The organism is Actinoplanes hulinensis (genome assembly GCF_019429605.1).
Lineage (GTDB): Bacteria > Actinomycetota > Actinomycetes > Mycobacteriales > Micromonosporaceae > Actinoplanes > Actinoplanes campanulatus.
On sequence record NZ_JAHXZI010000012.1, the window covers coordinates 247,284 to 260,079 of the forward strand.

At 71.4% G+C, this 12,796-nt stretch carries 11 protein-coding genes; 4 read left to right on the forward strand and 7 right to left on the reverse strand.

Annotation, left to right across the window (positions count from 1 at the left end; all coding sequences use genetic code 11):
* Positions 1-37 precede the first annotated feature (37 nt).
* A complete protein-coding gene (locus tag KZ829_RS23770; protein ID WP_220146119.1) occupies positions 38-259 on the forward strand; it encodes a hypothetical protein in 222 nt (73 codons plus the stop codon).
* Between the two features lie 170 nt (positions 260-429).
* Here the strand turns inward: KZ829_RS23770 and lipA are convergent, their stop codons facing one another.
* Positions 430-1,353, reverse strand: a complete 924-nt coding sequence (lipA, locus tag KZ829_RS23775) for a lipoyl synthase (protein WP_308285632.1) — start codon at positions 1,351-1,353, stop codon at positions 430-432.
* A 351-nt stretch (positions 1,354-1,704) separates the two neighbouring features.
* Here lipA and aspS point away from each other — a divergent pair, with 351 nt between their 5' ends.
* Genes aspS through KZ829_RS23790 form a run of 3 tightly spaced genes read left to right on the forward strand, consistent with a single transcriptional unit; the run spans position 1,705 to position 5,231 of the window.
* Positions 1,705-2,952 carry an aspartate--tRNA(Asn) ligase gene (gene aspS, locus KZ829_RS23780; protein WP_220146120.1) on the forward strand — a complete coding sequence of 416 codons (1,248 nt, stop codon included), beginning with the start codon at positions 1,705-1,707 and terminating at the stop codon, positions 2,950-2,952.
* A 15-nt stretch (positions 2,953-2,967) separates the two neighbouring features.
* Positions 2,968-4,092 (forward strand): PQQ-binding-like beta-propeller repeat protein, encoded by a 1,125-nt coding sequence (locus KZ829_RS23785; protein WP_220146121.1) that lies wholly within the window; start codon positions 2,968-2,970, stop codon positions 4,090-4,092.
* Positions 4,089-5,231 carry a PQQ-binding-like beta-propeller repeat protein gene (locus KZ829_RS23790; RefSeq protein ID WP_220146122.1) on the forward strand — a complete coding sequence of 381 codons (1,143 nt, stop codon included), beginning with the start codon at positions 4,089-4,091 and terminating at the stop codon, positions 5,229-5,231. Before KZ829_RS23785 ends, KZ829_RS23790 begins: the two co-directional genes overlap by 4 nt.
* 129 nt (positions 5,232-5,360) lie before the next feature.
* Here the strand turns inward: KZ829_RS23790 and KZ829_RS23795 are convergent, their stop codons facing one another.
* The 6 genes from KZ829_RS23795 to sucB form a co-directional block, all read right to left on the reverse strand.
* Positions 5,361-5,525, reverse strand: a complete 165-nt coding sequence (locus KZ829_RS23795) for a peptide ABC transporter substrate-binding protein (RefSeq protein ID WP_220146123.1) — start codon at positions 5,523-5,525, stop codon at positions 5,361-5,363.
* On the reverse strand, positions 5,525-6,154 hold the full coding sequence (lipB, locus tag KZ829_RS23800) for a lipoyl(octanoyl) transferase LipB (protein WP_220146124.1): 630 nt from the start codon (positions 6,152-6,154) through the stop codon (positions 5,525-5,527). Before lipB ends, KZ829_RS23795 begins: the two co-directional genes overlap by 1 nt.
* Before the next feature lie 9 nt (positions 6,155-6,163).
* Entirely contained in the window at positions 6,164-8,080 is a 1,917-nt protein-coding gene (locus KZ829_RS23805; RefSeq protein ID WP_308285633.1) for a DUF6311 domain-containing protein, read from the reverse strand.
* Between the two features lie 26 nt (positions 8,081-8,106).
* Positions 8,107-9,978 carry a DUF6311 domain-containing protein gene (locus KZ829_RS23810; protein WP_220146125.1) on the reverse strand — a complete coding sequence of 624 codons (1,872 nt, stop codon included), beginning with the start codon at positions 9,976-9,978 and terminating at the stop codon, positions 8,107-8,109.
* A 31-nt stretch (positions 9,979-10,009) separates the two neighbouring features.
* Complete coding sequence (locus KZ829_RS23815; RefSeq protein WP_220146126.1) at positions 10,010-10,927, reverse strand: TIGR01777 family oxidoreductase; 918 nt, start codon at positions 10,925-10,927, stop codon at positions 10,010-10,012.
* Positions 10,928-11,010: 83 nt separating this feature from the next.
* Positions 11,011-12,771 carry a 2-oxoglutarate dehydrogenase, E2 component, dihydrolipoamide succinyltransferase gene (gene sucB, locus KZ829_RS23820; RefSeq protein WP_220146127.1) on the reverse strand — a complete coding sequence of 587 codons (1,761 nt, stop codon included), beginning with the start codon at positions 12,769-12,771 and terminating at the stop codon, positions 11,011-11,013.
* Positions 12,772-12,796: the final 25 nt, after the last annotated feature.

Here is a 12,796-nt window from a genome sequence, read left to right on the forward strand (position 1 = left end):
CCTCAGCCCATCCGAGTCCTTCCCCCGGAGGCAAGTAATGGATACCGCTGTCGAGGTGAGTTATGGCGTGGCCGAGCTGCTGTTCGGGCCGAACTCGCTGGTGCCGTGGTGGGCCTGGCTGGCTCCGTTCGCCATGATCTTTCTGAAGCTGCTCGCGCCGGTCCTCCTTCCGGAGGTCGCGGAGGCGCGATGGGGTTCCGGCAGCGACGCCGAGAGGACCAGGCGGTCCAAGAAGTCCAAGAAGTCCAAGAAGAAGTAGCCGGTCAGAAGCCCCGCGCCGAATGGTGCGGGGCTTCTTCCGTGCGTGGCCGGGATGCGGTGCCATTGCCCGTGCGTGGCCGGGATGCGGCGCCATTGCCCGTGCGTGAGGACACGACGCCGGAAGCGGGCGACGGCGCCCCACGCCGCCGGGCGCGGGGCGCCGAAGGCTCAGCCCCGGGCTTCGAGAGCCTGACGGTACAGACGGCCGGCCCGGTACGACGAGCGGACCAGTGGCCCGCTCATCACGCCCGCGAAGCCGATCTGCTCGGCCTCCTCGCGGAGCTCGACGAACTCCTCCGGCTTGACCCAGCGCTCGACCGGGTGGTGCCGCGGGGTGGGCCGAAGATACTGCGTGATGGTGATCAGCTCGCACCCGGCCGCGTGCAGGTCGCGGAGGGCGGCGGAGATCTCGGCGCGCTCCTCGCCCATGCCGAGGATCAGGTTGCTCTTGGTGACCAGGCCGGCCGCACGGGCCTGGGTGATCACGTCGAGGGAGCGCTCGTAGCGGAAGCCGGGGCGGATGCGCTTGAAGATCCGCGGGACGGTCTCCACGTTGTGCGCCAGCACCTCGGGCGCGGCGCCGAAGACCTCGGCGAGCTGGGCCGGGTCGGCGTTGAAGTCGGGGATCAGCAGCTCGACGCCGCAGCCGGGCTGGAGCTTGTGGATCTGGCGGACGGTCTCCGCGTAGAGCCAGGCGCCGCCGTCGGGCAGGTCGTCACGCGCGACGCCGGTGACCGTGGCGTAGCGCAGGCCCATGGTGGCGACGGACTCGCCGACCCGGCGCGGCTCGTCGGCGTCGAACTCGGCCGGCTTGCCGGTGTCGATCTGGCAGAAGTCGCAGCGACGGGTGCACTGGTCGCCGCCGATGAGGAAGGTGGCCTCGCGGTCTTCCCAGCACTCGTAGATGTTGGGGCAGCCGGCCTCCTGGCAAACCGTGTGCAGACCCTCTTTCTGCACCAGGCCGCGCATCTCCGTGTACTCAGGGCCCATCTTCGCCTTGACCTTGATCCACGGCGGTTTCCGCTCGATGGGAGTCTCGGCGTTGCGCGCCTCGATGCGCAGCATGCGGCGGCCCTCGGGAGCAATAGTCACAGTCCGAAGATACGCCCGCCACCGCCGGGCGCGATGCGGGGGCGACGAGGCTCACGTGACCGACGTTGTGACAGCCGTCACCCGATATTCAGGTGATCGGCACATCGCGGGCTGTTAGCGTGCCGAGCACGGCGTTGATGGGACCGAGTAGCGCTTCGATCCGCCGGCCGAGAGAGCCACCCGGCAGCTGTGAAGGGTGGCCCGCGCGCCGGAGCGTGAAGACACCCCGGAGCCGCAGCACGACAAAGAGGCGCCCTGACAAGGGGCGCGAAGGTGCGGTGGTACCGCGAGGATCCCGCTCGCCCGCACCTCCCTGGGGCCGCGTTGCAGCACCAGAGGAGGTAACCCGCCATGCAACGCATCCTCTCCACCCAGCTGGCGACCACGGAACCCGGCACCAAGGTCACGATCGCCGGCTGGATCCACCGCAGGCGGCTGCTCAAGTCGGTGGCCTTCCTGATCGTCCGGGACGCCGCCGGGCTCAGCCAGGTGGTCGTCACCGACCCGGCCACCCGCGAACAGCTGGAACGGCTCACCGAGGAGACCGTCGTCGAGGTGACCGCCGTGGTCACCACCAACGAGCAGGCGCCGCAGGGTGTCGAGCTGACCTCCCCGGAGATCCAGGAAACGAGCCGGGTCGCCGTACCCCTGCCGTTCGAACTGCATCGGCCCGCGCTGAGCGCGAGCCTGCCCACCCAGCTGGACCACGCGGCGCTGGCGCTGCGGCATCCGTCGCGGGCCGCGAACCTGCGCATCTCCGCCGCCGTGACCAGGGGTTTCCGGCGAGCGCTGGAGGAGCAGCGGTTCGTCGAGATCCACACGCCGAAGATCGTCGCCTCGGCGACCGAGTCGGGTGCGAACGTCTTCGAGCTCGACTACTTCGGGCGGCCCGCCTATCTGGCGCAGTCGCCGCAGTTCTTCAAGCAGATGATGGTCGGCGTCTTCGAGCGGGTCTTCGAGGTGGGGCCGGTGTTCCGGGCCGAGCCGAGCGACACGGCCCGGCATCTCGCCCAGTACACGTCGCTGGACGCCGAGATGGGCTTCATCCGCGACCACCGGGACGTGATGGCGGCGCTGACCAGGACGATCGCCGGGATGCTCGGCGAGGTCACCGGGATGGTCGAGACCCCGGGCGTGCCGGACGAGATCCCGGCCGTGCACTTCGCCGAGGCCCTGCGGATCGCCGGGGCGCCGGAGGACGAGCCCGACCTGGCCCCCGCGCACGAGCGGGCGGTCGGCGAGTGGGCGCTGCGCGAGCACGGGTCGGCGTTCGTCTTCGTGACCGGCTACCCGATGCGCAAGCGGCCCTTCTACACCCACCCGGACCCGGCCGACCCGACCTGGTCGAACAGCTTCGACCTGCTGTTCCGCGGCCTGGAGATCGTCACCGGCGGTCAGCGGCTGCATCGGTACGAGGACTACGCCGCCGTACTGGGCGAGGAAGGCGAGCCGGGCTACCTGGACGCGTTCCGCTACGGCATGCCCGCGCACGGCGGCTGGGCGATCGGCCTGGAGCGCTTCGTGGCCCGGCTGACCGGCGCCGCCAACGTCCGGGAGGTGACGGCGTTCCCGCGTGACCTGCACCGGGTCGCGCCGTAGTAGTTCAATGCCAGCGTGATTATCGACCTCGATGTGCCGGGGCCGTCGGCCGAACCGGCGCGACGTTCCCGGCACCGGTCGCGTGGCCTGCCCCTGATGCTGGCTGCGACACTGCTGGTCCTGCTGGGCGGGTCGACGGTGCCGTCGAAGGACCTCGCGCCGCTGGTCGCCGACCTCGGCCCCGGGAACCTGACGTGGCTGCTGACCGACCGGATGATCTACAGCGTGACCGGCCGGCCGGGGGAGGACGTCCTCGACGTGACGGCCCGGCCGGTCGACGGCGAGGTGCTCTGGACCCGGCCGCTCGGGGGCGTGGGCACGATGCCGGTGCTGCACGAGTTTGGCCCGCACCTGGCGGTGGAGTTCCCCGACGAACGGATACTGCTGCTGGACGCCCGCACCGGGCAGATCCGCCGGGCCGACGACGGCGCCCGCGTCGCCGGCGACCGGATCCTGCTCCGGCAGAAGGGCCGGATCGGCCTGCTCGACCCGGTGACCGCCCGGCCCGTCTGGTGGCGGGAAGTGGACGGCTGGCCGATCGCGGTCACCGGCGGCGACGGTCAGGTGCGGGTCGTCAACCTGGGCGGCACCGGTGCCGTCTACGACCGGGACACCGGCGCGACCGTCCGTACCGCTGCGAACCTCGGCGTTCAGGGCGCCGTCTACACGACGGCCGTCTCCGGCGACTGGATGTTCCTGTTCACCGGAAACTCTATGACCGTGGTGCGGATGCGCGATCTGAAGCGGCTGTGGACGGCCCAGCTGATCGGGCCCACCGCCGCGGAGCCGTGTGGTGACGCGTTCTGCGTGACCGGCGCCACCGGGGTGACCGCCGTGAGCCAGCGCACCGGGTCGATCATCTGGATCGGGACGCGATGGCGGTGGTCCGGTGGGTTCGCGAGCGGGGAGGACGGGCGGATCGTCCGGCTCGACCCTGCCACCGGTGAGGTCGAGGCCGACCTGGGGCAGGCCCGGCCGGCCGGCACGATGCTGGTGCGGGAGGGCGGCGTGGTGACCGACGCGGTGACCGGACGGCTCCGCGGTGTCGTGGACATCACCGTTCCCTCGCACTGCGCGAGCACGGCGAGCCATCTAGCGTGCCAGGACGACAAGACGACGAAGGTGTGGCGGCTCCCATGATCATTGATCTCGACCGGGCTCCCGCGCCCGCGCCGCCACGCCGGGCCCGGCACTGGCGTCCCGCGTCGGCCCTGGTGCTGCTGCTGGCGCTGCTGCTCGGCCCGGATCACCTCGAACGGCCGGTCCCGCCGCTGGAACGGGTGGCCACCACCGAGACCGCCACCGGCGCCTGGCTGCTCACCGACGACACCGTCTACAGCACCCGCACCCTGGCGAACGGCCGGGTCGACGTCCTGGCGCACGATCTGACCACGAACCGGCTCCGCTGGCGCCGGCAGACCGAGTGGTTCGGCGCGATGCCGGCGCTGTCGGTGTCCGGTTCGGCCGTGGTGGCCGGCGGCAACATGGGCGGCGGGCCGGTGGTGGCCGATACGCGTACCGGCGCCGACGCGGCCACCGCGCTCCAGACGGCACTGCCCGCGGGCGACGCGCTCGTCCTCTGGGACGAGGAGTCACGCCTCGGCCTCCGCGACCCGGCGACGAACGAGGTCGCCTGGTGGCGGCCGTTCTACCAGGCCCCGGAGTCGGCCGCCGCCGACGGCCGCTACCTGGTCGTGCTGGAGGAGACCGGTGGGGCGGTCACCCTGCGGCGCTCCGACGGCCGGGTGGCCGGGCGCAACGATCAGGCATCCCCGTCCGGCGAGCCGTCCGAGATCCGGATCGTCGGCGACCACGCCTACCTGCTCGGCGAGTACGCCCTGACCGCCCTGCACCTGCCCGACCTGACCGAGAAGTGGACCGTCCGCTCGGTCATCCCGAAGTTCGTCGAACCCTGCGGCACCCGCATCTGCGTCTCCGGCGGCGGCGGCCTGCACGCCCTCAACCCCGAGGACGGCACGGTGACCTGGACCGACCTCCACTGGAAGAGCTGGACCGACGGTTTCGCCCTGACCGTCGACGGAGAGGTCACCCTCGTCGACCCGGAGACCGGCGCCGCCCGTACCGGTCTCGGCCCCGGACTTCCCCTCGGCGACCTGCTGCTGCGCCCCACCGGCGACGGCCTCCGCCTGATCGACTGGCACACCGGCCAGACCCGCGGCGCGATCTCCGGGACGCTCTCCATCGCCTGCCGCCGCGCCGGCGTCCACCTGGCCTGCCAGCAGTCCGACGGCCTGATCCAGGTGTGGCGCCTCCCCTGAAATCATTTCATTTCGTACGGGCTACGTGTGCCGCCGTGGGCAGACGGCGATCTCCCCGCCGGGTCGCGCCTTTGCCGCCCGCGCCGGGCGGAGCTGCCCACTCACCCTCACCCCAAGGCCGGCTGTGAGCTAGAGAAGGACCGCCAGGGTGACCACCGCGACGATCACGAAGGGGATGATCGTCGTGCTGACGAGGATGGCCCAGGCGACCGGGTGCCCGAAATTGAGCACCAGCCCACCGCCCGGTTTGGGAACGAAGACCCGTTTGTCCTGCGGGTTGCGGTAGAGAGCCATCAGATCAGCGTGGCCAGGTGGCGTTCGACGATCGGCATGACCTCGGTGACCGGGACCGGGCGGCCGACCTCGGCGCTGAGCGAGGTGACGGCGGCGTCCCGGATGCCGCACGGGACGAAGCGGTCGAAATTCGACAGGTCGCAGTCGCAGTTCAGGGCGAAACCGTGCAGCGTGACACCGCGTGACACCCGGATGCCGATCTGGGCGATCTTGCGGTCCAGGCCGCCGTCGGTGGCCCGGACCCACGCCCCGCTGCGGCCCTCGATGCGATCGGCCACCACACCGAACTCGGCGCAGACGTCGATCAGCAGCTGCTCGGTCCGGCGGACGTAGGCGACCACGTCGACCGGGTCGGGCAGGCGCAGGATCGGGTAGCCCACGATCTGCCCCGGACCGTGCCAAGTGATCTTGCCGCCGCGGTCGACGTCGACGACCGGGGTGCCGTCGAACGGCCGGTCGGCCGGCTCGGTGCGCTTGCCGGCGGTGAAGACGCTGGGGTGCTCCAGCAGCAGGACCGTGTCCGGCTGGGAACCGGCGACCACCGCCTCGTGCAGGCGTTTCTGCTCCTCCCAGGCCTCCAGGTAGTCGACCAGGCCGGGACGCAGGACGGTCAAGACGGAAGACGTCACGCCGCCAGCCTAGTCCTCTTCCGTCCGGTCGACCGGGTCCACTCCCGGCGTGATCCGCCACACCAGCACGTCCTGCACCTGCTCCGGCTCGCCCAGCAGGTCGGTGGTGAGCCGCAGCAGCGCGTCCCGGTTGAGCGGGCCCTTCGGGCCGGTGACCTCGGCGGGCAGGAAGATCGCCTGGAGCTTCCAGTAGCGGAAGTCGATCCGTGCCTGGGCCCGGTCCAGATTCGTGATCCGCGACACCTGGCCCCAGCGGGCGGCCCGGTAGAACAGCTTGTCGGTCGGCCGGTTCGGTGCGCCGACCCGGCCCACCAGGTGCCGGCCGGTCTCCAGGTAGTCCTGCGGGCCGAGGAAGTACCCGGCCGGGATCCGGAACTGGGCGTCGCCACCGCGCGCCATCGTGTACGCCTGCCAGCGCATGCTGTCCACGGCCACGTCGATGGAGAGCGGAAGCGAGGTCATCACACCGTCACCGGTGACGTAGTCCTGCCATTTCCCGCTCGCGATGAATTCCGGCTCCGGCGCCCGCTCCAGGGTGCGCAACGGCAGCGGGGCGATCGGGGCGAGCGCCGCCACGATCAGCACGCCGACGGTGAGCCGGGCCAGCGGCCCGCGCTTGAAGAACTCGTCGGCCAGCAGCGCCAGCACGATCGCGAAGACCGCGACCACGACCAGCGTGAACCGGACCGGCAGCGCCGAGTCGAACAGCGGGACGTCGACGAACAGCGCGTACAGCAGCGGGGTGTCGCTGTGCTCCTCGCCCATGAACCGCAGCCGCGGGCCGAGCGAGAGCAGGAAGAAGAAGAGCCCCACCACGGCCAGCGCGCGCAGCGTGACCCGGCGCTCCGGCGACGACCGCCTCCACAGCAGGCCCAGCGCCACGACGACGAGCAGCACGAGCGGGGCGCCCAGGAACGAGGTGGCCTCGGTCGCGTTGGGCGCCAGGTCGGCGCCCCAGCCGAACAGACCGGCCACCGACCGCAGCGGGAACGCCACGTACGACACCAGGTCCTCGGAGTAGAACCGCATCTTGAAGCCGGTGCCGGAGAACTTGAGCGGCCCGTTGAAGTGCATGTACAGCGGCCAGGACAGCAGTGCCCCGGCGACCACCGCGGTCACGCCCAGCGACACCAGGACCCGGCCCGCCGACTCCTTCACGGCGCGCAGACCCGGCTTGGAGAACACCCACACGCCGAGGAAGAGCGCACAGGCCAGGGCGCAGAAGAACAGCGCCTCGGCGGCCACCGAGAAGCCCATGGTGCAGAGCAGGCCGAGGACCACGCCGTTGCGCACCCGGTGGCCCTTCTCCGGCAGCTTCAGCACCCACCACGCGACGATGCCGACCATCCAGCCGGACGTCCAGTTGAGGTGGCCGTTGGCGTGCGAGACGAGACCCGGGCTGAACCCGAAGAGCAGGCCGCCGAACGCCGCGGCCAGCCCGTTGCGCACCAGCCAGCGGCGCAGGAACAGGTACCACACGAAGGCGGAGCCGGCCAGGTTCAGCGTCAGGATGGTGGCGAAGGTGACCTGCGGGCCGGCGAAGTGGGTCAGCGGCGCGAACACCACGGCGTAGAACGTGCTGGACGTGTTCATCGCCAGGTTCACGCCGCGTGGCGCGTTCAGCAGGGTGGTGAAGAAGGGGTTGTTCATGTGCTGGAGCAGGTAGACGCCGTACGACATCATCCACTCGAACTGCCCCTGGTCGCTCACGTTGTCGGCGACCACGTGCCGGTACGGCGCCCGCCACAGTCCCTGGCAGACGTAGACGGCCGCGGCCAGCGACACGAGAGCCATCGCGAGGTGCGACTTCCAGGCCCGCCACATGGAGGCGGGCCGGGCGGCGGGTTCAGGTGTCGTCGGGTCGGCCGGGTCGTCGGATTCCCGGGTCGTCGGGTCCGTGATCGGGGCGGGCGCGGCGATCGTCACGTCGCGGAGATTATCCAGCCCCGAATTCATCGTTCGATCGGGTCCACGCCGGGACGAATGCGCCACACCAGAACATCGTCCACTTTCTCCGGTGGACCGAGCAGATCGGTGGCGGTCGTCTCCACAGCGTCACGGAACAGCGTCATGTGGTCGGAACCGGTGATCTGTTCGGGTAGGAAGAGCACTTCCACATTCCAGTAGGCGAAGTCACGCCGGGCCTGCTCGCGGTCGGCGTTGCTCAGCTGGGCGACGTAGCCGTACAGGGCTGCGCGGGTGAACAGCCAGTCGGTCGGCCCCGGCGGCGCGCCGATCCGGCCGATCTCCTTGCGGCCCTCCTCCCCGTTGATCATCGGGCCGAGGAAGTAGCCGTCCGGGATCCGGAACTGCGGTCCACCGCGAGCCATCGTGTACGCCTGCCAGCGCTGCCCGTCGGCCGTCACGTTGAGCGCGAACGGCAGGGCGGAGATCACACCGTTCTCCGACACGTACCGCTGCCAGGTGCCCTTCGCGATGAAGTCCGGCTCCGGCGCCCGCTCCTGATGGCGCACCGGCAGCGGGAAGATCGGCAGGAGCGCGGCCACGATCGCCGCGGTCACCCCGGTCTGGAGATTGGGCGACAGCCGCCGGTCCACCAGCTCCTGGGTGATCAGGGCCAGCAGGATGCCGAAGACTCCGACGACGACCAGCGCCAGCCGCAGGGGCAGCGCCGAGTCGAACAGCGGCAGGTGGGCGAGCGCCGCGTAGGGCAGCGGGATGGGCAGCTCGTCGTCCATCCAGTTCACCCGAGGGCCCCAGGACAGCACCAGGAAGACGCCGCCGACCACCAGGATCGCCCGCAGCGTGGCCCGGCGGGCCGGCACGGCCCGCTGCCACACCAGGACCGCGGAGACCACCATCAGGAAGATCAGGGGTACGCCGAAGAACGACGACTCCTCGGTGCGGTTGGGCGCCAGGGTGGAGCCCAGCCCGAACAGCGCGGCCAGCGACCGGCTCGGGAACGACAGGTACGCCGCCACGTCCTCGGCGAAGTAGCGCTGGTTGAACCCGGTCCCGGAGAACGTCTGCGGGCCGGCGAAGTGCATGTACAGCGGGTAGGCCAGGAGCGCCCCGGCCACCACGGCGGTCACCCCGAGCGCCCGCAGCACGGTGCCCGCCGCGGCCTTCGCCTCGGCGCGGACCGGCCCGGCCAGCGCCCAGGTCACGATGAAGATGCCGCTGGCCAGGGCGGTGTAGAAGAGGCCCTCGGCGGCGATCGTGAAGCAGCCGGCCAGCATGACGCCGAGGACCAGCCCGTTGCGCAGCCAGCGGCCCGGCTGCCGCAGCCGCAGCACCTGCCAGATGACGACCGGGGCCACCCACCCGGCCGTCCAGTTCAGGTGGCCGTTGGCGTGCGAGATGAAACCGGGGGCGAACCCGCAGAACATGCCGCCCAGCCCGGCCGCGAGCGGGCTGCGGACCAACCAGCGGCGCATGAACAGGTACCACGCGAACGCGGACCCGGCGAGATTCAGGGTGAGAATCGTCACGTAGCTGATCTGCGGGCCGGCGAAGTGGGTCAGCGGCGCGAACAGCACCGTGTACACCGAGATCGACGTGTTCGCCGCCAGGTTGACGCCCCACGGCACGTTCAACAGGTCGCTGAAGAACGGATCCGAGCCGTGGCCCAGCGTGTACACCCCGTACCCCAGCAGCCACTCGAAGAACGCCTGGTCCCCGATGTTGTCGGAGAGACCGTGACGGTACGGGTCGCGCCAGAGACCGTTGGTCACGTAGACGGCCAGCGCGAGCGCTGTCAGAGCGACGGCCAGATGGGCACGCCAAGGGCGGCCACGCGGAGGTGGCGAGGACTCGGCGGGCGGATCGGCGGACGCGGCGGGGGCGGGGGTGACGACGGACATCAGCCGCAGGTTAGCAAGAAAGCCTGATTTTCTAGGGGGCCATGGCCGGCTGCGCGCCGAGGGTCGCCGCCAGCGCGGCGCCGATTCCGGGGTACGCCCACGCGAACCCGGCCTGCGACAGCACCCCGGGCAGCACCCGCTGACTGCGCTGCGCCTCCCCGGCCAGCCCGCCGATCACCAGGTCGAGCACCGGGCCGGGCACCGAGAACAGGGCGGGCCGGTGCAGCACCCGGGCCAGTTCCCGGGTGAACTCGGCGTTGGTCACCGGCTGGGGTGAGACGAGGTTCACCGGACCGGCCAGGTCGTCGCGGTCCAGCAGGAACTCGGCGGCGGCCAGCCAGTCGGCCAGGGCGATCCAGGACATCCACTGTCGCCCGCCACCGATCCGGGCGCCCGCGCCCAGCTTGAACGGCAGAAGAAGCGGCTTGACCAGCGAGCCCCCGGCGTCGATCGCCGGAGCGGTGCGCAGCAGCACCACGCGGGCGCCGGCGTCCTCGGCCGGCCGGGCCGCGGCCTCCCACACCCGGCACAGGTCGGCCAGGAACGTGTTGCCGGCCGGGGCCTCCTCGGCGACCGCCTGATCGCCGGTGTCGCCGTACCACCCGACGGCGGAGCTCTGGAGCAGCACCCGGGGACGCTCGTCCTCCGGAAGCCGGCCGATCGTCTGGGCGATGGTGTCGGTGGTGTCGATCCGGCTGGACCGCAGCACCCGCTTGTACGCCGCGGTCCACCGGTGGTCGCCGACATTGGCGCCGGACAGGTTGATCACCGCATCCGCACCGGCCAGCACGGCCTGGTCGAGCCGGCCCTGCGCCGGATCCCAGGACGACTCGTCCGGCCGTTCGGAGGGGCGCCGGACCAGCCGGACGATGTCGTGGCCGCTCTGTCGCAGCCGTTCGGCGAGCCGGGTGCCGAGGAATCCGGACGCTCCGGCCATGACGATCCGCATACCTGACCCTTTCCCGAAGATCGGTCGTTTCAAAACAGACCGGGGGGTACGCCCAACGGCGCACCCCCCGGTCCATGTCGTCCTTAGAGGCCCAGGTCGGCCTCGAAGTGGCCGCCCTCCAGACGCTCCTTCAGCGTGCCCAGGAAGCGGGCCGCGTCCGCGCCGTCCACGATCCGGTGGTCGTAGCTCAGCGCCAGGTAGACCATCGACCGCGGCGCGATGATCTCGCCCAGGTCCGGGTCGTTCACGATCACCGGGCGCTTGACGACCGCGCCGAGACCGAGGATGCCGACCTGCGGCTGGTTGATGATCGGGGTGTCGAAGAGCGCGCCCCGGCTGCCGGTGTTGGTCAGCGTGAACGTGCCGCCACCCAGCTCGTCCGGCCCGATCTTGTTGTTGCGGGTGCGCTCGGCGACGTCGGCGATCCGCTTGGCCAGACCGCCCAGGTTCAGGTCGCCGGCGTCCTTGATCACCGGGACGACCAGGCCCTTCGGCGCGTCCACCGCGATGCCCAGGTGCTCGGAACCGTGGTAGGTCACGGTGCCGGCCTCGACGTCGATCGAGGAGTTGACCACCGGGTGCTGCTGGAGCGCCTCGACCGTGGCCAGCGCGAAGAACGGCAGGAAGGTGAGCTTCACGCCGTGCTTGGCCTGGAAGTCGGCCTTCGCCTTGTTCCGCAGGTTGGCGATCTTGGTGACGTCCACCTCGACGACCGTGGTGAGCTGCGCGGAGACCTGCAGCGACTCCACCATGCGGCGGGCGATCGTGGCACGGATCCGGGTCAGCTTCTCGGTGCGGCCACGCAGCGGGCTCGGCTCCGTCTTGGCGGCGGCCTTCTCGACCGGTGCGGCAGCCCTCTCGGCCTGGGCTGCCGGGGCCGGGGCGGCCTTCGCGGCGGCGGCCTTCTCGGCCGCGTCGATCACGTCCTGCTTGCGGATGCGGCCACCCACGCCGGTGCCGGTCAGGGTGGACAGGTCCACGCCCTTCTCGGCGGCCAGCTTGCGGACCAGCGGGGTGACGTAGCCGGCGTCGCCGGACCCGTTCGACTCGACCGCGGCGGGCGCCGGGGCCTTCGCGGGCTCCGGGGCCACCTGCGGGGCCGGAGCCGACTCGATCTTCGGAGCCGGAGCGCTCTCCACCTTCGGCGCGGGCGCCTGGGTGGGCGCGGGCGCAGGAGCCGGAGCCGGCTTCTCCGGGGCCGGAGCGGCGGCCGGGGCGCTGCCCGCGGCGCCGATGACGGCCAGCACCGCGCCGACGTCCGCGGTCTCGTCCTCGCCGACCCGGATCTCCAGCAGCGTGCCGGCGACCGGCGACGGGATCTCCGTGTCGACCTTGTCGGTGGAGACCTCGACCAGAGGCTCGTCCGCCTCCACCTCCTCGCCGACCTGCTTCAGCCAGCGGGTGATGGTGCCCTCGGTGACGCTCTCACCGAGCGCCGGAAGCTTGATCTCCGTGCCCTCGGCGGTGCCCGCCGGGGCGGCGGTCTGCGGCGCGGGCGCCTCCGCCTCGACCGGCTTCTCCGTCGACGGGGTGACCGGAGCGGCGGGCTCCGGCTCCGCGGCCGCCTGCTGGGCCGGCGCGGGCGCGGCCGAACCGGCGTCCTCACCCTCCCCGGCGATGACGGCCAGCTCGCTGCCGACCTCCGCGGTCTCGTCCTCGCCGACCACGATCCGGGTGAGCACACCCGCGGCGGGCGAGGGGATCTCCGTGTCCACCTTGTCGGTGGAGACCTCGAGCAGCGGCTCGTCGGCCTCGACGCGCTCGCCCTCCTGCTTGAGCCAGCGGGTCACCGTTCCCTCGGTGACGCTCTCACCCAGCCGCGGCATGGTTACCGATACCGGCATCTTTTCCCAAACTCCTTAACGCGGT